The organism is Pseudomonas sp. R3-52-08 (assembly GCF_003851745.1).
Lineage (GTDB): Bacteria > Pseudomonadota > Gammaproteobacteria > Pseudomonadales > Pseudomonadaceae > Aquipseudomonas.
The window spans coordinates 1,042,474-1,061,965 of sequence record NZ_CP027730.1 but is presented as its reverse complement, the minus strand read 5'-3'; the positions used below and the strand labels follow the sequence as shown (position 1 = coordinate 1,061,965).

Annotated in this window: 19 protein-coding genes; 3 read left to right on the top strand and 16 right to left on the bottom strand. The window is 59.5% G+C overall.

The window, feature by feature from the left end:
• Nucleotides 1–9: 9 nt before the first annotated feature.
• From C4J91_RS04785 to kdgD, 5 genes are all read right to left on the bottom strand, one after another.
• Nucleotides 10–951, bottom strand: coding sequence for an AEC family transporter (locus C4J91_RS04785; protein ID WP_124361294.1), 942 nt, complete (start codon nt 949–951; stop codon nt 10–12).
• A gap of 113 nt (nt 952–1,064) precedes the next feature.
• Nucleotides 1,065–2,618, bottom strand: coding sequence for a galactarate dehydratase (gene garD / locus C4J91_RS04780; protein WP_124361293.1), 1,554 nt, complete (start codon nt 2,616–2,618; stop codon nt 1,065–1,067).
• Nucleotides 2,619–2,628: 10 nt separating this feature from the next.
• Nucleotides 2,629–3,993, bottom strand: a complete 1,365-nt coding sequence (locus C4J91_RS04775) for an MFS transporter (protein ID WP_124361292.1) — start codon at nt 3,991–3,993, stop codon at nt 2,629–2,631.
• A gap of 185 nt (nt 3,994–4,178) precedes the next feature.
• Nucleotides 4,179–5,624, bottom strand: a complete 1,446-nt coding sequence (locus tag C4J91_RS04770) for an aldehyde dehydrogenase family protein (protein ID WP_124361291.1) — start codon at nt 5,622–5,624, stop codon at nt 4,179–4,181.
• A 54-nt stretch (nt 5,625–5,678) separates the two neighbouring features.
• Nucleotides 5,679–6,590 carry a 5-dehydro-4-deoxyglucarate dehydratase gene (kdgD, locus tag C4J91_RS04765; RefSeq protein ID WP_057724545.1) on the bottom strand — a complete coding sequence of 304 codons (912 nt, stop codon included), beginning with the start codon at nt 6,588–6,590 and terminating at the stop codon, nt 5,679–5,681.
• 550 nt (nt 6,591–7,140) lie between these two features.
• Here kdgD and C4J91_RS04760 point away from each other — a divergent pair.
• On the top strand, nt 7,141–7,329 hold the full coding sequence (locus C4J91_RS04760; protein ID WP_124361290.1) for a hypothetical protein: 189 nt from the start codon (nt 7,141–7,143) through the stop codon (nt 7,327–7,329).
• A 10-nt stretch (nt 7,330–7,339) separates the two neighbouring features.
• Here C4J91_RS04760 and C4J91_RS04755 read toward each other — a convergent pair whose 3' ends face one another.
• The 8 genes from C4J91_RS04755 to rplM form a co-directional block, all read right to left on the bottom strand.
• Nucleotides 7,340–8,095 (bottom strand): FadR/GntR family transcriptional regulator, encoded by a 756-nt coding sequence (locus C4J91_RS04755; RefSeq protein WP_124361289.1) that lies wholly within the window; start codon nt 8,093–8,095, stop codon nt 7,340–7,342.
• Nucleotides 8,096–8,253: 158 nt separating this feature from the next.
• Nucleotides 8,254–8,673 carry a ClpXP protease specificity-enhancing factor gene (locus tag C4J91_RS04750; RefSeq protein WP_124361288.1) on the bottom strand — a complete coding sequence of 140 codons (420 nt, stop codon included), beginning with the start codon at nt 8,671–8,673 and terminating at the stop codon, nt 8,254–8,256.
• Between the two features lie 17 nt (nt 8,674–8,690).
• Nucleotides 8,691–9,308 (bottom strand): glutathione S-transferase N-terminal domain-containing protein, encoded by a 618-nt coding sequence (locus tag C4J91_RS04745; protein WP_124361287.1) that lies wholly within the window; start codon nt 9,306–9,308, stop codon nt 8,691–8,693.
• 147 nt (nt 9,309–9,455) lie between these two features.
• Nucleotides 9,456–10,235: a cytochrome c1 gene (locus tag C4J91_RS04740; RefSeq protein ID WP_057724540.1), complete on the bottom strand. Its 780-nt coding sequence runs from the start codon at nt 10,233–10,235 to the stop codon at nt 9,456–9,458.
• On the bottom strand, nt 10,235–11,446 hold the full coding sequence (locus tag C4J91_RS04735; protein ID WP_003171746.1) for a cytochrome bc complex cytochrome b subunit: 1,212 nt from the start codon (nt 11,444–11,446) through the stop codon (nt 10,235–10,237). The genes C4J91_RS04740 and C4J91_RS04735 overlap by 1 nt, the downstream gene beginning before the upstream one ends.
• Nucleotides 11,446–12,039 carry a ubiquinol-cytochrome c reductase iron-sulfur subunit gene (petA, locus tag C4J91_RS04730; RefSeq protein WP_034118089.1) on the bottom strand — a complete coding sequence of 198 codons (594 nt, stop codon included), beginning with the start codon at nt 12,037–12,039 and terminating at the stop codon, nt 11,446–11,448. Before petA ends, C4J91_RS04735 begins: the two co-directional genes overlap by 1 nt.
• A 266-nt stretch (nt 12,040–12,305) precedes the next feature.
• Nucleotides 12,306–12,698: a 30S ribosomal protein S9 gene (gene rpsI / locus C4J91_RS04725; protein WP_003216038.1), complete on the bottom strand. Its 393-nt coding sequence runs from the start codon at nt 12,696–12,698 to the stop codon at nt 12,306–12,308.
• A gap of 14 nt (nt 12,699–12,712) precedes the next feature.
• On the bottom strand, nt 12,713–13,141 hold the full coding sequence (rplM, locus tag C4J91_RS04720) for a 50S ribosomal protein L13 (protein ID WP_003171742.1): 429 nt from the start codon (nt 13,139–13,141) through the stop codon (nt 12,713–12,715).
• A 250-nt stretch (nt 13,142–13,391) separates the two neighbouring features.
• Between rplM and C4J91_RS04715 the strand changes: the two genes are divergently transcribed.
• Nucleotides 13,392–14,432, top strand: coding sequence for an NADP(H)-dependent aldo-keto reductase (locus tag C4J91_RS04715; protein WP_124361286.1), 1,041 nt, complete (start codon nt 13,392–13,394; stop codon nt 14,430–14,432).
• Between the two features lie 116 nt (nt 14,433–14,548).
• On the opposite strand, the gene C4J91_RS04705 is transcribed toward C4J91_RS04715, so the two are convergent.
• Nucleotides 14,549–15,685 carry an acyl-CoA dehydrogenase family protein gene (locus tag C4J91_RS04705; protein ID WP_124361285.1) on the bottom strand — a complete coding sequence of 379 codons (1,137 nt, stop codon included), beginning with the start codon at nt 15,683–15,685 and terminating at the stop codon, nt 14,549–14,551.
• Nucleotides 15,686–15,905: 220 nt separating this feature from the next.
• Here C4J91_RS04705 and C4J91_RS04700 point away from each other — a divergent pair, with 220 nt between their 5' ends.
• Entirely contained in the window at nt 15,906–16,826 is a 921-nt protein-coding gene (locus C4J91_RS04700; RefSeq protein ID WP_177412769.1) for a GlxA family transcriptional regulator, read from the top strand.
• A 128-nt stretch (nt 16,827–16,954) separates the two neighbouring features.
• Here C4J91_RS04700 and zapE read toward each other — a convergent pair whose 3' ends face one another.
• Complete coding sequence (gene zapE / locus C4J91_RS04695; RefSeq protein WP_124361283.1) at nt 16,955–18,049, bottom strand: cell division protein ZapE; 1,095 nt, start codon at nt 18,047–18,049, stop codon at nt 16,955–16,957.
• Nucleotides 18,050–18,128: 79 nt separating this feature from the next.
• Nucleotides 18,129–19,484, bottom strand: coding sequence for a tryptophan--tRNA ligase (locus C4J91_RS04690; protein ID WP_124361282.1), 1,356 nt, complete (start codon nt 19,482–19,484; stop codon nt 18,129–18,131).
• Nucleotides 19,485–19,492 lie beyond the last annotated feature (8 nt).

Genomic DNA, 19,492 nt, shown 5'->3' with positions numbered 1-19,492 from the left:
GAAAAGAGCTTAGATCCAGCCACCGGCCTGCAACACGAAGATCCCGATATTGGTGGTCACCGCCGCCATCAGCGTGGTGATCACGATAATCGCTGCCGCCAGTTCATGATTGCCTTCGGCGGCCCTGGCCATCACGAAGCTTGCGGCCGCCGTCGGCGCGCCAAAGTACAGGAACAAAATCCCCAGCTCCGGCCCCCGGAACCCCAGCAGCCACGCGCCGCCTGTGGCGATCACCGGCAGCCAGACCATCTTCATCAGGCTCGCGCTCAATGCCATCTTGCCGCTCTTGCGCAGCGCCGCCAGGGACAGGGTGCCGCCAATGCAGATCAACGCCAACGGCAAGGTGGTGTCGGCCAGGTACTGCAGGGATTTTTCCAGCCAGCCGGGCAGGCCGATCTGGAAATAGGCGAACGGCGCCGCGACGAACACGCTGATGATCAGCGGGTTGGCCACCACACTCTTGAAGATGCTCCATGGGTCGGACTTGATCACCGGGCTGTACACCGCCAGCACAATGGTCGACAGGGTGTTGTAGAACAGGATCACCAGTGCCGCGAGGATCGCCCCGAGGGAGATACCGTAGTCGCCGTACATGCTGGCAGCCAGCGCCAGGCCGATCACCCCGTTATTGCCACGAAACGCGCCCTGGGTGTAGATGCCGCGGTCTTCGCGCTTGCAGCGCAGAATCGCCCAGCCCCACGCCATGGCAAAGCTCACCAGCGTGGCCACGGCAAAGTAAATCAGCAAACCCGGCTTGAGCGCCGAATGCAGGTCGGCATGCAGAATGCCGAGAAACAACAGCGCCGGCATGGTGACGTTGAACACCAGGGACGAGGCGGTATGGATAAAGTTGTCGTTGATCCAGCGGATGCGCTTGAGCAGCACACCGAGGAAGAGCATGGCGAACACCGGCGCGGTGATGGTGAGCGTGGTGAGGAAGATTGCCAGCATGCCGGGGAGAACCTTGGTGAGCGTCGTTAGTTGGTTAATGATAAGCCATACAGCTCGATGGTGCCTGGTAGACCGCTATCGGGGGCAAGCCCCCGATAGCAGGCGACTCGGTCTCAAGTAATCGGCGCCGGATTGAACAACGTGATGTCGTTATGCAGCTTGTGCCGCTCCGCCCACGTCTGCTTCTTGCCGCTGGCCACATCCAGGTAGAAGTGAAACAACTCCCAGCCCAGCTCTTCGATGCTCGCGCGCCCGGTGGCGATGCGCCCGGCGTCGATATCGATCAGGTCCGGCCAGCGCTGGGCCAGCTCGGTGCGGGTCGACACCTTCACCACCGGCGCCATCGCCAGCCCGTAAGGTGTGCCACGCCCGGTGGTGAACACATGCAGGTTCATGCCCGCCGCCAGTTGCAAGGTGCCGCACACAAAGTCACTGGCCGGGGTCGCGCAAAAAATCAGGCCCTTGCCCTTGACGCGCTCGCCAGGGCCGAGCACGCCGTTGATCGCGCTGCTGCCGGATTTGACGATGGAGCCCAACGACTTCTCGACGATGTTCGACAACCCGCCCTTCTTGTTGCCCGGCGTGGTATTGGCGCTGCGATCCGCCTCGCCCTTGGCCAGGTAACGGTCATACCAGTCCATTTCTCTGACCAGCTCCTGGGCGACTTCTTTGCTCTGCGCCCGAGACGTCAGCAGGTAAATAGCGTCACGGACTTCCGTCACTTCGGAAAACATCACCGTAGCCCCGGCACGCAACAACAGGTCTGACGCATACCCCAGCGCCGGATTGGCGGTGATGCCGGAAAATGCATCACTGCCGCCGCATTGCATGCCCAGGATCAGCTCGGACGCAGGCACCGTTTCGCGGCGGCGCTGGTCGAGCTTTTTCAAGCGCACCTCGGCCAGCGCCATGATCTGCTCGATCATCTCGGTAAAGCCGTGGCTGGAATCCTGCAACCGGTACAGCCAAGGCTCGCTCAGGTCGACGGAGCTGTCGTTGTCGTGCATCACTTGTCCGGCCTGCAATTTCTCGCAGCCCAGGCTGATCACCAGGGCTTCGCCGCCCAGGTTCGGGTTGCGCGCCAGGTTGCGCACGGTACGGATCGGGATGTAGGCGTCCGTGGCCGTGATCGCCACGCCGCAGCCGTAGCTATGGGTCAGCGCCACCACGTCATCGACGTGCGGGTACTTGGGCAGCAATTCATCCTTGATGCGCTTGACGGCATAGTCCAGCACGCCGGTCACGCACTGCACCGTGGTGGTGATCCCGAGGATATTGCGCGTGCCCACGGTGCCATCGGCGTTGCGGTAGCCCTCGAAGGTAAAACCCTCCAGCGGCGCCTGGGTTCCAGGCACCTCGGTGGACAACGGCAGGCTGTCCAGCGGCGGCGCGGTGGGCATGCGCAACTGGTCTTCCTGCACCCAGCTGCCACGCGGGATCGGCGCCAGCGCGTAGCCAATGGTCTGGCCGTAGCGAATGATCTGGCCGCCTTCGGGAATGTCTTCCAACGTTACCTTATGGCTCTGCGGGATAAACTCCACGGTGACCAGGCCGTCCGGAAACTCGGTGCCGGCCGGGACGCCCTGGTCGTTCACCACGATCACTACATTGTCGCGCTCGTGCAAACGAATCGAGCGCGGCGAGTCGGCATGTTCAATCAACTGCATCACACGAACCTCAGGAATGCGCTTCGGTTAGGTTGGTCAACTCAGGGCCCTTGGCTGGCGGCTCTTTGAGTACTACACGCTTGATCGGGCCGACGATGACCAGGTAGCTGAACACCGCCACCAACGCATTGGCGCCCACGAATACCAGGGCCCATTTGAACGAGCCGGTGGTGCTGATGATGTAGCCAATCACAATCGGCGTGGTGATGGAGGCAAGATTACCGAAGGTATTGAACAAGCCACCACTGAGGCCGGCGATTTGTTTCGGCGAGGTGTCGGACACCACCGCCCAGCCCAGTGCGCCAACGCCCTTGCCGAAGAAGGCCAGGGCCATGAAGCCCACCACCATCCATTCAACGTCGACGTAATTACACGCAATGATGCTGCTGGACACCAGCAGGCCGGCAATGATCGGCGCCTTGCGAGCGAAGGTCAGGGAATGACCCTTGCGCAGCAGGTAGTCGGAAATCACCCCGCCCAGCACGCCGCCGATAAACCCGCAGATGGCCGGCAGCGAGGCGATGAAACCCGCCTTGAGGATGGTCATGCCACGGTCTTGCACCAGGTAAACGGGGAACCAGGTCAGGAAGAAGTAGGTGATGCCGTTGATGCAATACTGGCCCAGGTACACGCCCAGCATCATGCGGTTGGTCAGCAACTGGCGGATGTAATCCCACTTCGGTCCGTCGGTTTTCTTACCCTTGCCCTTGTCTTGGTCCATATCCACCATCGCGCCGTTGGCCGCGATGTAATCGAGCTCGGCGGTGTTGATCATCGGATGCTGGCGCGGGCTGTGGATAACTTTCAGCCAGATCAGCGAGAACACGATGCCAATCGCCCCCATCACGATAAACACGTGCTGCCAGCCGAAGCTGTAGACGATCCAGCCCATCAGCGGCGCGAACAACACGGTGGCGAAGTACTGCGCCGAGTTGAAGATCGCCGAAGCCGTACCGCGCTCGGCGGTCGGGAACCAGGCCGCGACGATACGTGCGTTACCGGGGAACGAAGGCGCTTCGGCCAGGCCCACCATGAAACGCAGCATGAACAGCGCAACCACGGCCGTGGAGATACCGAACTCACCGACGTAGCCTTGCAGCACGGTGAACAGTGACCAGGTGAAGATGCTCAGGGCATAGACTTTTTTCGAGCCGAACCGGTCGAGCAGCCAACCGCCGGGAATTTGCCCGGCGACGTAGGCCCAACCGAATGCAGAGAAGATGTAACCGAGGGTGACCGCGTCGATGCCGAGGTCTTTTTGCAGGCTGGAACCGGCGATGGCAATAGTTGCACGGTCGGCGTAGTTGATCGTGGTCACCAGGAACAGCATGAGCAGGATCAAATAGCGGACGTGGGTCGGCTTGGTCGCTTGCATGTAGAAGTACTCCCACTAATTATTTTTTTTGCGGGTAATTGTCTTGTTGTGTGCCGCCCCCTGTAGGAGCGAGCTTGCTCGCGAAAAGCGTCAACGAATACGCGGGCATTCAGGATGCACGCGGTGCCCTTGAGTTTTTTCGCGAGCAAGCTCGCTCCTACAGGGATGCGAGTCTGTGTCGCGTGTTACGAGCCGATGTAGCTGGTTTTCACCACGGTGTAGAACTCTTGCGCATAGCGACCTTGCTCACGCGAACCGTAGGACGACCCCTTACGGCCACCGAACGGAACGTGGTAATCCACGCCAGCGGTGGGCAAATTGACCATGACCATGCCGGCCTGGGAATGACGCTTGAAGTGGTTGGCGTACTTCAACGACGTAGTGGCAATGCCCGCCGACAAACCGAATTCGGTGTCGTTGGCCATGGCCAGCGCCGCCTCGTAGTCGGCCACGCGCACCACGTTGGCCACTGGGCCGAAGATTTCTTCACGGCTGATGCGCATGGCGGCTTCGCTGTCGGCAAACAGCGTCGGCGCCAGGTAGTAGCCTTCGGTATCGCAGGTCACTAGACCGCCACCGCTGACCAGCCGCGCACCTTCGCTCTGGCCGATGTCGATGTACTTCATGTCCTGGTCCAACTGGGCCTGGGAGACCACCGGGCCAATGTCGGTACCGCTGCTGAGTGCGTGGCCGACCTTGATCGACTTCATGCGCTCGGCCATGGCCGCGACGAACTGGTCGTGGATGCCGGCGGTGACGATCAGGCGGCTGGATGCAGTGCAACGCTGGCCGGTGGAGTAGAACGCGCTCTGCACCGACAGCTCGACTGCCTGCTTGAGGTCGGCGTCGTCGAGAATGATCTGCGGGTTCTTGCCGCCCATTTCCAGCTGCACCTTGGCTTGGCGCGACACGCAACTGACAGCGATCTGACGGCCCACGCCCACCGAACCGGTGAAGCTGATGCCGTCGACTTTCGGGCTGTTGACCAACACATCGCCCACGACGCGGCCGCTGCCCATCACCAGGTTGAACACCCCGGCAGGGAAACCGGCGCGGGAAATGATGTCGGCCAGGGCCCAGGCACAGCCGGGCACCAGTTCGGCCGGCTTGATCACCACACAGTTGCCATAGGCCAGGGCCGGGGCGATTTTCCACGCCGGGATGGCGATCGGGAAGTTCCATGGGGTGATCAAGCCGACCACGCCAAGGGCTTCACGGGTAACTTCTACATTGACGCCCGGGCGCACCGACGGCACGTAGTCGCCAGACAGGCGCAGGCATTCACCGGCGAAGAATTTGAAGATGTTACCGGCGCGGGTCACCTCGCCGATGGCTTCGGGCAGGGTCTTGCCCTCTTCCCGGGCCAGCAGGGTGCCGAGTTCTTCGCGGCGGGCGAGGATTTCGCTGCCGACTTTGTCCAGCGCATCATGGCGCGCCTGGATGCCGGAGGTGGACCAGGCCGGAAATGCGGCGCGAGCGGCCTCGATAGCGGCGTTGACTTGGGCGACATCGGCCTTGGCGTATTCGCCAATCACATCGGAAAGGTCCGACGGGTTGATATTGGTGCAGTAGTCGGTGCCGGTAACCCATTCACCGTTGATGTAGTTCTCGAAACGTTTTGCTTGGGACACGAATCTTCTCCTGACGCAAAAGGCCGCTGATTGCTCAGCGGCCTTGTTGATAAGTTATTGCGCGCCTTGCTTGTCGATCAGCGCGGCCAGGGCTTCGTATTCTTCCGGCAGCAGGTCGGTCAGCGGGGTGCGCACCGGGCCGGCGTCATAGCCGGCGATTTTCGCACCTGCCTTGACGATGCTCACGGCGTAACCGGCCTTGCGGTTACGGATGTCCAGGTAGGGCAGGAAGAAATCGTCGATGATCCTGGAGACAGTGGCGTGATCATCCTTGGCAATCGCGTGGTAGAAATCCATCGCGGTTTTCGGGATGAAGTTGAACACCGCCGAGGAGTACACCGGCACGCCCAGGGCCTTGTAGGCAGCGGCATAAACCTCTGCGGTCGGCAGGCCGCCGAGGTAGCTGAAACGGTCGCCGAGACGACGACGGATCGACACCATCAACTCGATGTCACCCAGGCCGTCCTTGTAGCCGATCAGGTTCGGGCAACGCTCGGCGAGGCGCTCGAGCAGCGGCGCGGTCAGGCGGCAGACATTGCGGTTGTACACCACCACGCCGATCTTGACCGATTTGCACACCGCTTCAACGTGGGCGGCAACCCCGTCCTGGCTGGCTTCAGTCAGGTAGTGCGGCAGCAGCAGCAAGCCCTTGGCACCCAGGCGCTCGGCCTCTTGAGCGTATTCGATGGCCTGGCGGGTCGCGCCGCCGACACCGGCAAGAATCGGCACGCTGGTGGCGCAGGTATCAACAGCGGTCTTCACAACCTGGGAATATTCGCTGGCGGCCAGGGAGAAAAACTCACCGGTGCCGCCCGCGGCGAACAGCGCTGTGGCGCCGTACGGGGCAAGCCATTCCAGACGCTTGATATAGCCCGCCTGGTGAAAGTCACCCTGGGCGTTGAAATCGGTCACCGGAAAAGACAGCAGACCGTGGGAGAGGATGGACTTCAGTTCTTGTGGATTCATTATTCGAACACCCTGGGTAAAGACTTTCTGTCGAAAGGTTATTGTTGGTTATGGTGATGTCGTACGTCATCGTACAACTATAAAAAGATTCGTCAACTGCAAATCGTCAGTGTTCACCTCAAGCTTGCCGATGAAGCAGACTTCTTGACCTACGTGTTTTTCCTTGGCTCTCGGCCTGACGGTATATGCACACAGCCAATTAGAACGATGTCTTACGACATAGCGCGGACTTGCAACAGGCGGTGGCCGCTTATCAAACCGGTACCGACCAGGCATTGGAAATGGCGTACGCCATGAATTGCGCCGCAAGGATGTGATGGGGGCGGTGGAGTACGCACGAGTTACTCAAGGATGACAAAACCGGCAGGCCTCTTCCGTGGCTGGGCAGGACCATGGCCGTGCTTGATACCGCTCGTCAGAACTGTGAATTCTGACAGTACCCTCCCCACCCTCAGGCCCCCTAACGTGGTCAAGCCCACACGCACTTGCAGGGAGCATAGGCAACGTGCGGGCACTACCCTATTTTGTTCCTGCTCAATGAGGCTTGATCATGACAACTAAAATCCCGGTCAAATTCAAAGGCACCAAGAAAAATAGCACTGCGAACATTAGTATTGAGGAATTACCGAACAAAGGTGATTTTCTGAATATGGATGGGCAGGTTTGGGAAGTACTGAAAAAGACGTTCGTTTATGACGCTGATGGCAGCGTTACAGGAATAGAATTCGATCTAGCCTGAACACGTCAGCTCACCCACGCTGCGCCTCCGCCTCCGCCTCTTCATGGGCATGGCGCAGCCTTTCCCGACTGTTGGTCAAATGCAACCGCATCGCCGCACGCGCCGCGTCCGAATCCTGGCGCGCGATCGCCTCATAAATCTCTTCGTGTTCGCGACTCAGGCGTCCCATGTAATGCTGCTGGTCATCATGGGCCAGACGCGCCGAATTCAGGCGGGTACGCGGAATGATGCTGGTGCCCAGGTGGGTCATGATGTCGGTGAAATAACGGTTGCCGGTGGACAGCGCTATTTCCAGGTGGAACGCAAAGTCTGACGCCACCGCATCACCCGCGTGGGCCGCGCTTTCATTCAAGGCATCGAGGGCCGCACGCATCGCCGCCAGCTGCTCGTCACTGCGGCGCAAGGCAGCCAGGCCTGCTGATTCCACTTCCAGGCTGATACGCAACTCCAGAATCGCCAACACATCGCGCAACGTCACCACGGTGGCCGGATCGATGCGGAAACCGCTCGGGCTTGGCGTGTCCAATACGAACGTACCGATGCCGTGACGCGTCTCCACCTGCCCCGCCGCCTGCAAGCGCGAGATGGCCTCGCGCACCACGGTACGACTCACACCATGGGCATCCATGATCGCCGACTCAGTGGGCAGCTTGTCGCCACGCTTGAGCTGGCCGTCGCGGATTTGTTCGGACAACACCGTGACCAATTCCTGGGCAAGGCTGCGGCGCTTGCGGGGCAGACGTGGGGCGGCGTTGGCGTTTTCCATGATGGATCATCTTTCTCGGCGAACTGAAGACGCATCATAGCCCATGGCGGTTGTACGATCACCGTTCCTGTCGAGACTTTCACTTCTGCGCGGCAGACAAAAAAATGCCCCGGCAACCGCCGAGGCATTTTTCAGGCTCGCCCGAAGGCAACAGCCGCTTACTTCACCACTTTCAAGCTCGGCCGGCCCGTAGGGCGCGGTGGCTCGTTATCAGGTGGCGGCACGTCATCGCCGCCTTCGCCTTCGATCGTTTCGTCATCCTCGAAAGGCGACTCCAGATCGAACACCATGCCTTGGCCATTCTCACGGGCATAAATCCCGAGGATGGCGCCAATCGGCACAAACAGCGTATGCGGCACGCCGCCGAAACGCCCTTCGAAGCTGACCGCTTCGTTGTCCATGTGCAGGTGGCGCACGGCACTGGGCGATACGTTCAATACAATCTGTCCGTCACTGGCAAAACCCTGCGGAACCTGCACCGCAGGAAATTCGGAATTGACCAGCATGTGCGGGGTGCAATCGTTGTCCACAATCCACTCATAGAGCGCGCGGACCAGATAGGGTCGACTGGAGTTCATCAGCGGCTCCTTAAGCCTTAGCGCATATCGCGTTCGACACCAGACAGACTCGCCTGGAAAGCCTCACGCGCAAACTGGCGCTCCATGTAATCAAGCAGCGGCTTGGCAGGCCGCGGCAGTTCAATGCCCATAATCGGCAAGCGCCAGAGTATGGGTAATAGGCAGCAATCCACCAAGCTTTGTTCCTCACTGAGGAAAAAAGGCTTGTCGGCGAACAGCGGCGAAACGCCGGTCAGGCTTTCGCGCAATTCCTTGCGCGCCACGACACGGGCCGGCTCTTTGCTGCGTGAATCCAGAATCACATCCACCAGCCGGCACCAGTCACGCTGGATCCGATGGATCAGCAGGCGGCTGTTGGCGCGCGCCACCGGGTACACCGGCAGCAAAGGCGGATGCGGATAACGCTCATCCAAGTATTCCATCACCACGGTTGACTCCCACAACGCCAGGTCACGATCGACCAGGGTGGGCAAGCTGCCGTAAGGGTTCACTTCGATCAGTTTCGGCGGCTGACGGCCCGCTTCCACACTGATGATCTCGGCGCTGACACCCTTCTCTGCGAGCACGATGCGTACTCGGTGGGAATAGTGGTCGGCGGGGTCGGAGTAACAGGCCAACCGGTTGGTCACGCCCATGGCGGTCCTCCTCGCTTGTTGAAATTATCGAAAGCTCAAAAACGAGCGCGCCCAGGGAGCATCTCTGTAACGTCTGGAACAACCGACGCTACGTGTTCAGAGATGCCGCTGGGCGCGCAAGATTAACAGCAATTGCTTACGGTTGGATCAATGCACATCCTTCCAGTACTCGCGTTTGAGCAGATAGGCGAATACGAAGAAGAAAGCCAGGTACAGCAAGACGTAGGTACCGATGCGCTGATGCTGCAGTTTGACCGGGTTGGCCGAGTAGGCCAGGAAGGTCACCAGGTTCTTGACCTTCTCGTCGAACTGCTCTTCATTCAGCGTACCGGTCTTGGGCACGATGGTCAGTTGATCGCACGCTTCATGGGTCAGCGGGGTGCCGGTCAACGGATCATATTGCTTCTTGCCATCTTCAACGACCTGGACTTGCTTGCATCCTACCACTTGGCGCCCCTGCAGGCCGACCAGAACGTTAGGCATGCCGACGTTCGGGAACACTTTGTTGTTCACGCCCCAAGGGCGGGCGGGGTCTTCGTAGAAGGATTTGAGGTAGCCATAGAGCCAGTCGGTGCCACGCACGCGCGCCACCAGGGTCAGGTCGGGCGGTGCTGCGCCGAACCAGGCCTTGGCGTCTGCCGGTTTCATGCCGATGTTCATGTGGTCGCCGATCTTGGCTCCGGTGAACACCAGTTTCTCCAGCATCAACTCATGGGGGATGCCCAAGTCATCGGCAACCCGCTCGTAGCGCTGGAACTTGGCGCTGTGGCAGCCCATGCAGTAGTTGGCAAAGGTACGTGCACCATCTTGCAAAGCGGCTTTATCGGCGACATCGATGTCGACTTTTTCCAGTTCCGCGCCATGCTCGGCAGCCAAAGACAGAAGCGGCAGGGCCGCAAGCACTAATGCAACAAATAATTTTTTCATCAGCCAGTCACCCTTTCCGGAACCGGTTTGGTCTTCTCGAGCCGGGTGTAGAACGGCATCAGAATGAAGTAGGCGAAGTACAGGAAGGTGCAGACCTGCGACAGCAACGTGCGCTCAGGGGTCGGCGCCAATACGCCCAGCACACCCAGGATCACAAACGCAATGCAGAACACCCATAGCCAGATCTTGCTCAGCCAACCCTTGTAGCGCATGGACTTGACCGGACTGCGATCCAGCCACGGCAGCACGAACAGCACCGCGATCGCCGCGCCCATGGCGATCACGCCCATGAGTTTGTCGGGGATCGCACGCAGGATTGCGTAGAACGGCGTGAAGTACCAGACCGGGGCAATGTGCTCGGGCGTCTTGAACGCGTTGGCTTGTTCGAAGTTAGGCTTCTCAAGGAAATAACCACCCATCTCCGGGAAAAAGAACACGATCGAGCAGAACACGAACAGGAACACGACCACGCCGACAATGTCTTTCACGGTGTAATAAGGGTGGAATGGAATGCCATCGAGCGGGATGCCGTTCTCGTCCTTATGCTTCTTGATGTCCACACCATCCGGGTTGTTGGAGCCCACTTCATGCAGCGCCAGGATGTGCAATACCACCAGGCCCAGGATCACGATCGGCAAGGCGACGACGTGCAAGGCAAAGAAACGGTTCAGGGTAATACCGGAGATCAGGTAGTCACCACGGATCCACTGGGTCAGGTCGTTGCCGATCACCGGGATCGCCCCGAACAGCGAGATGATCACCTGGGCACCCCAATACGACATCTGGCCCCACGGCAGCAGATAGCCCATGAACGCTTCGGCCATCAGCGCCAGGTAGATCAGCATGCCGAACACCCACACCAGTTCGCGCGGCTTCTGGTACGAGCCATAGAGCAAGCCACGGAACATGTGCAGGTAGACGACGATGAAGAACGCCGACGCGCCGGTGGAGTGCAGCAGGCGCAGGATCGAGCCGTACTCGACGTCACGCATGATGTATTCGACGGAGGCGAACGCCTCTTCCGCAGACGGCGTGTAGCTCATCGTCAACCACACGCCGGTGACGATCTGGTTGACCAGTACCAGCAGTGCCAGGGAGCCGAAGAAGTAGAAGAAGTTGAAGTTTTTTGGCGCGTAATATTTGCTGAGATGGTCTTCCCACATTTTGGTGGCGGGGAAACGCGCATCCACCCAATCCATGAACTTGCTCATCACGCGTTCTCCTTATCGAGGCCAATGACAATGAGGTCGTCAGTTTCGTAGGTATGCGGAGGAACCGGCAGGTTCAGGGGCGCGGGCTGAGACTTGTAGACACGGCCGGCAAGGTCGTAATGGGAACCGTGACACGGGCAGAAATAACCGCCGACCCAGTCCTTGCCCAAGTCGACAGGGGCGACTTCCGGGCGAAAGGTGGGTGAGCAACCCAGGTGGGTACACAGACCTACCAGCAACAGAATCTCTGGCTTGATCGAGCGCACTTCGTTCTTGGCGTAGGCGGGCTGGTCGGAATTCTCGGATTTAGGGTCAGACAACTGGCCTTCGATCTTTTTCAGATTCCCCAGGATTTCCTCGGTACGACGAACAATGAATACCGGCTGGCCGCGCCATTCAGCAATCATCTGCTGCCCTGGCTCGATCTTGCTGACATTCACCTTCACCGGTGCACCTGCGGCTTTCGCCTTGGCACTGGGAAACCATGACCCCACGAACGGGACCGCAGCCCCCACCGCTCCTGCAGCACCCACCACGGATGTGGCTGCTACCAAGAAGCGACGCCGGCCTGCATTCACGCCGTCATTGCTCATTCAGTCCTCTCCCATCAGCTTTTTGGCCTGTTAAATCAGGCGTCTACTAAGTGTTGAATCTTTACTTATAAAAATTTTGACGGATGGTAATGAAAAGCCCCACGGATGACAAGGGAATTGCCCGGGTCACCACCCCCAGGCCTTGTAGTATAGGGGGTCTGTGGATGTGGCAAGTTGTCACGGCGAAAAATGTGCATAAATCGCAGGCAATAAAAAACGCCCAGCTCCGTGAGGAGGCTGGGCGTTTTTGTGGAACGTAAAGCGAATTAACGCTTCGAGTACTGCGGACGCTTACGCGCTTTACGCAGACCAACTTTCTTACGTTCAACTTCACGAGCATCGCGAGTAACGAAGCCAGCTTTGCGCAGAGCGCCACGCAGGGTTTCGTCGTACTGCATCAGAGCGCGAGTGATACCGTGGCGGATTGCGCCAGCTTGACCACTTACACCGCCACCGATAACGGTGACGTAGATGTCGAACTTTTCAACAGTCTCGGTCAGTTCCAGCGGCTGACGAACTACCATGCGGGCAGTTTCGCGGCCGAAGAAATTTTCCAGAGTGCGGTTGTTGATCGAGATGTTACCAGTGCCCGGACGCAGGAAAACGCGTGCGGTTGCGGTTTTGCGACGGCCAGTGCCGTAATTTTGAGTCGCCGACATAATGAACTATTCCGTTAAAACTTCAGTTCTTGGGGCTGCTGAGCAGCATGAGGGTGTACAGCGCCCGCATAGACTTTCAGCTTGCGAAACATATCGCGACCCAGTGGGCCCTTAGGCAGCATGCCTTTGACCGCGATTTCGATCGGGGCTTCAGGCTTCTTGGAGATCAGGCCTTCAAAGTTGGAAGACTTGATACCGCCTGGGAAACCGGAGTGACGGTAGTACATTTTGTCTTGCGCTTTGTTGCCGGTAACACGTACCTGCTCAGCGTTGATGATGACAATGTAGTCACCGGTATCAACGTGCGGGGTGTATTCAGGCTTGTGCTTGCCACGCAGACGGCTGGCGACTTCAGTGGCCAGACGACCCAGGGTCTGACCAGCGGCGTCGACGACAAACCAGTCGCGCTGAACTGTTTCCGGTTTTGCAGTAAAAGTTGTCATTCTTTAATAGCCTCAGGGGCCGCCCTGTAAATTAGACGGCGGATCTTACTGAATAGTGCGTACTTTGACAAGGTCAAAGGCAGCCGGATACAGACGCTATCGGGGGCTCGGGTCAGCGCGTCCGTTCAACGGCAAGATTCTTCGGCAGACGGCGCATCACTTCCACTGCAGAAAGAGGTGGGCAATTATGCAGATTGCGAAAAAAAATTCAACCTGCTTTTATGAATGTTTTCCCCTGAAGGAGTACCCGATGGATTATCGACAGCTGGGCCGGACCGATCTGAACGTAAGCGCGATTGCCTTGGGCACCATGACCTGGGGCGAGCAGAACAGCGAGCCAGAGGCCTTCGCACAGATCGAACGGGCCAAGGCCGCGGGCATCAACTTCCTCGACACGGCAGAAATGTACCCGGTACCGCCCAAGGCCGAAACCTACGCCACCACCGAGCGTTATATCGGTAATTACTTCAAGAGCCGTGGCGATCGCGCCGACTGGATCCTCGCCAGCAAGATCGCCGGCCCCGGCAACACCATCGACTATATCCGCGATGGCTACCTGCGCCACAACCGCAAGCATATCGTCGACGCCCTCGACGCCAGCCTCAAGCGCCTGCAAACCGACTGGATCGACCTCTATCAGTTGCACTGGCCGGAGCGCAGTACCAATTTCTTTGGCCAGTTGAGCTACAAACACAAGGACGAAGACGACCTCACCCCGCTGGAGGAAACCCTTGAAGCGCTGGATGAGCAGGTCAAGGCCGGCAAGATCCGCCACATTGGCCTGTCCAACGAAACCCCGTGGGGCACCATGAAATTCCTGGCCCTGGCCGAAGCCCGTGGCTGGACCCGCGCGGTGTCGATCCAGAACCCCTACAACCTGCTCAACCGCAGCTTTGAAGTGGGCCTGGCAGAAATTGCCATCCGCGAACAATGCGGTTTGCTGGCCTACTCGCCACTGGCATTCGGCATGCTCAGCGGCAAGTACGAAGGCGGTGCGCGCCCGGCCAAGGCGCGTCTGACGGAGTACAGCCGTTTCAGTCGTTATTTCAACCCACAGTCGGAAGCGGCGTGCAGCCGTTATGTGGCACTGGCGCGGGAGCATGGGCTGGACCCGGCGCAGATGGCGTTGGCGTTTGTGACGCAACAGCCGTTTGTGACCAGCAATATTATCGGGGCCACGAGCCTGGAGCAGTTGGACAGCAACATTGCCAGTGCCGATTTGAAATTGTCCAAAGAAGTGCTGGACGGGATTGAGGCGATTCAAAAGGATCATCCGAATCCGGCGCCTTGATTGATCGTTCCCACGCTCTGCGTGGGAACGCCGGCTTGGACGCTCCGCGTCCGCTGCAAGAGCCATGACGCGGAGCGTCATCTGAGGCATTCCCACGCGGAGCGTGGGAACGAGCATCAAAGCGCCCGCGCAATGATCTCCTTCATGATCTCATTGGTCCCCGCATAAATCCGTTGCACCCGCGCGTCCGCCCACGCACGGGCAATCGGGTATTCCCACATGAAACCGTACCCGCCGTGCAGTTGCACGCACTCATCGAGCACCTTGCATTGCAGGTCCGTGGCCCAATACTTGGCCATCGCCGCCGTGGGCACATCCAGCTTGCCTTCCAGGTGCAGCGCCAGGCATTTGTCCACGAACACACGGCCGATCTGAATCTCGGTGGCCATTTCTGCCAGCTTGAAGCGGGTGTTTTGAAAGTCAGCTATCGCCTTGCCAAACGCCTTGCGCTCGCGGGTGTAATCCAGCGTCCACTGCAACGCCGCCTCAGCTGACGACAGCGCACCAATCGCCACCGTCAGCCGCTCCTGGGGCAATTCCTGCATCAAATATGCGAAGCCCATGCCGGCCTGGCCCAGCAGATTTTCCTTGGGCACACGCACGTCCTGGAAGAAAAGCTCAGAGGTGTCCTGGGCCTTCATGCCGACCTTCTCCAGGCGTTTGCCCTTATCGAAGCCCGGCGTGTCGGCCTCGACCAGGAACAGGCTGGTGCCCTTGGCGCCGGCCTTGGGGTCGGTCTTGGCCACCACAATAACCAAGTCGGCCAGGTAGCCGTTGGTGATGAACGTCTTGGAGCCGTTGATCACATAGTCATCACCGTCCAACACAGCCGTTGTCTTCACCCCTTGCAGGTCGGAACCGGCCCCCGGCTCGGTCATGGCGATGGCCGTGACCATCTCGCCGGAGATCAACTTGGGCAGGTACTTGTGCTTCAACGCCTCACTGCCGTAATGCAGAATGTACGGCGCAACAATGTCCGAATGCAGGGAAAAGCCAATGCCGGTCAAGCCCAGGCGGCTGATCTCTTCGATCACGACCGCGCTGTAAAGGAAATCCGCGCCCAGCCCACCGTATTCTTCCGGTACGTGCGAACACAGCATCCCCGCCTCCCCCGCCTTGTTCCAGAGGTTGCGGTCGATGTAACCCTGTTTCTCCCATTGCCCATGGAATGGCGCGGCGTCTTTGTCGAGGAAGGTACGCACGCTTTCGCGGAAGAGTTCGTGCTCCGGGCTGAACAAGGTTCTGGGAATCATGGGTCACCTGTGAGGATTGTCGGACAAGAATGAGCCCACTGAGCCTATGCCGCGAATGCGTCACGGGACACTGGACACATGCGACAAAAAATAAGACGATCCAGCCGTCTGGTGACCACTTTCCCCTATAAGAATAAATGAAATTATGTCTAACCAAATCTCTACGCCCTTGCGGCGCGTCAGCATCCTGGCCGTTGATCGGGTCTTCGCTTCAACCCTCATGCAAGCCAAGGATTTCTTCCATCTCGCCAGCCTGCGGTATGGCAAGCAACAGGGCCTGGGCCTGACGCCCGCATTCGAGACGCGCCTGGTCAGCCCCGACGGGCAATCGGTGCGCAGCTTCAGCAATGTGATCATGCCGGTGGACGGCGGCCTGGAAGATGCCGACATCATCGTGCTGCCCGCCTTCTGGGACGACTTCGAGGCCTTGTGCACCCGCTACCCACAGGTACTGCCCTGGCTGCGCGAACAGCACGCCCGCGGCGCCGTGCTGTGCGGAGAAGCCACCGGTGTGTTCTGGCTGGCCGAAGCAGGCCTGCTCGATGGCAAGGAGGCGACCACCTACTGGCGCTTCTTCACCGCCTTCAGCGAACGCTTCCCCAAGGTGCAACTCAACCAGGACAAGCACCTGACCGACGCCGATAACCTGTATTGCGCCGGCGGCACCACCTCCGCCTGCGACCTCTACATTTATCTGATCGAACGCTTCTGCGGCGCCAACATCGCCCAGGCCGTGGCCCGCGACATCCTGTATGAGGTGCAACGCAGCTACTCGCCAGGGCGCATCGGTTTTGGCGGGCAGAAGCTGCACCAGGATGTGATCATCCTGCAGATCCAGCATTGGCTCGAAGAACACTTCGCCGACAAGTTCCGCTTTGAAGACGTCGCCCGCGAGCACGGCATGAGCATCCGCAACTTCATGCGACGCTTCCAGACTGCCACCGGCGACAAGCCGCTGCATTATCTGCAACGCCTGCGCATCGAGACGGCCAAGGGCCTGCTGTCGGGCAGCCGCAAGAGCATCAAGACCATCAGCTATGAGGTGGGTTATGACGATGCGAGTTTCTTTGCGCGGTTGTTCAGGCAGCACACTGAGTTGTCGCCGAATCAGTATCGCCAGCAGTTCCAGCAGGCCGCCTGACGGAGGATGCACACAAAACCAATGTGGGAGGGGGCTTGCTCCCGATGGCAGTGTGTCAGTAAGCACATCTGGCACTGATACACCGCTATCGGGAGCAAGCCCCCTCCCACATTTTTACCGTGTGTGTCTTACGGTTTGTGTCCGCGCGAAAGGAATTCGTGGGACTGCATTTCCAGCAAACGACTCAAGGTGCGTTGGAATTCGAAGTTCAAGCGACCACCCGTGTAGAGGTCCTTGAGTTCGACTTCCGCCGAGATGATCAGCTTGACGTTACGGTCATAGAACTCGTCGACCATGTTGATAAAACGCCGCGCGATGTCGTCGGTGGCCACGCCCATCTGTTCCACACCGCTCAAGATCACCGCATGGAAGATCTTGCCCAATTCGATGTAGTCGTTCTGGCTACGCGGGCCGTCGCACAGTTGGCGGAATTCGAACCAGGCCACGTCATCGCAAGTACGTAAAGCGATGATTTCGCGGTTTTCGATCATCAACTTGTCGTTTTCCACGGCCTGGGTGCATTCCGGCGTCAACGCGCGGAAGCTTTTCTTCAGGCTGTCGTGGGCCGCCTCATTGAGCGGGAAGTGGAACAGCTCCGCTTGCTCGAGGTGACGCAAACGATAGTCGACGCCGCTGTCGACGTTGACGATATCGGTGTGCTGCTTGATCAACGCAATGGCCGGCAGGAAGCGTGCGCGCTGCAGGCCATCCTTGTAGAGACCATCGGGCACGATGTTCGAGGTGGCAACCAGGGTCACGCCGTTCTTGAACAGCTCTTCCATCAAGGTGCCGAGGATCATGGCATCGGTGATGTCGGAGACGAAGAACTCATCGAAGCAAATCACCCGCGCTTCGTCGGAGAAACGCTTGGCGATGATCGTCAGCGGGTTCTTCTCCCCCGGCAGGGTCTTCATCTCTTCGTGCACGCGCTTCATGAAGCGGTGGAAGTGGGTGCGGACCTTTTCCTTGAACGGCAGCGCTTCGAAGAAGGTGTCCACCAGGTAAGTCTTGCCCCGGCCGACGCCACCCCAGAAGTACAGGCCCTTGACCGGCGTGCGGTCTTTCTTGCCAAACAGCTTGCTGAGCATGCCCTGCTTGCTTTGCGAAGCCGCGACCAGGTCTTCGTACAGGCGCTGCAAATGACGCACCGCATTTTCCTGGGCCGCGTCATGGAAGAAGTCAGGGCGTTTCAGATCAGCTTGATATCGTTCTAGGGGCGTCATAATTTCGTTAGCAAGGCAACAAAAACGGGCCGTCACTGTAACGACGGCCCTGGATAATGGCAATCAACCCTTGGTCGGGTTAATCCTCGGAGGGGGTCAGCGCGACGCGCAAGGCGGCGATGGCGGCGTCACGGGACGCGCTGTCGGCGAACTCGGCGCTGTCGGCCACGGCCGCGTCGCCCAGCCATACGCTGAAGCCCAGGGCTTGGGTGCGTATGTCCAAGGTACCGCCGCTTTGCAATTGCTTGGTCACCGCGCCCGCCGCCTTGCCGTCGGCGAAGGTGCGCGACAGCAGCAGTTGCTCGCCGTCGGCGGCCAACAGGCGGAAGCGGAAGCTGCCGTCGTCTTCACGAAAGCTTACGAAGCGCGCGGCCTTCGCCGGCTTTTTCTTGGGGGCAACCGGCGCCGCAGCCTGGTTGACGAACGAACGCAAGCCCACCGCTTCGCGCAGTTCGGCGAGGAATGGTGCCGCCACGGCACGGGCCTTCTTGGCGCCGACCAGCAGCAGATCTTCCATGTCTGACGGGCGCGACATCAGTTGGTGGTAACGCTCGCGCGCTTCACCCAATTGACCGTCCAGCAACTGGAACAGACGATTCTTCGCCTCACCCCAGCCCAGGCCTTGCAGCAGTTCACTGCGCAGCTCTTGCTCCTGAGCCTTGCTCGCAAATGCCTGGTACAGCGTGAACAGGTGGGACGTGTCCGGGTCCTTCGCCTCGCCGGGCGCGCGTGAGTCGGTGACGATCCGCGAGATCGCCTCCTTCATGTCCTTGGCGCTGGTGAACAACGGGATGGTGTTGTCATAGCTCTTGGACATCTTGCGGCCATCCAGGCCCGGCAAGGTGGCAACGCTTTCTTCGATCAACGCCTCGGGCATGGTGAAGAATTCTTTACCGTTGCCGAACAGGTGGTTGAAACGCTGGCCGATATCGCGGGCCATTTCCACGTGCTGGATCTGGTCGCGGCCCACCGGCACCTTGTGCGCGTTGAACATCAGGATGTCCGCCGCCATCAGCACCGGGTAGCTGTACAGGCCCATGGTGATGCCCGCATCCGGGTCTTCGCCGCTCTCGACGTTCTTGTCCACCGAGGCCTTGTAGGCATGGGCGCGGTTGAGCAGGCCCTTGGCGGCCACGCAGGTCAGCAACCAGGTCAGCTCGGGAATCTCGGGGATGTCGGACTGGCGATAGAACGTCACCCGGTTCACATCCAGGCCACCGGCCAACCAGGTCGCGGCGATTTCCATACGCGAGCGCTGGATGCGCTGCGGGTCATCGCATTTGATCAGGGCGTGGTAGTCGGCCAGGAAGTAGAAGGAATCGGCATTGGCGTCCTGGCTGGCAAGGATCGCCGGGCGGATCGCACCGGCGTAGTTGCCCAGGTGCGGCGTGCCTGTGGTGGTGATGCCGGTGAGGATACGGGTACGCGTCGTCATGGGTAATC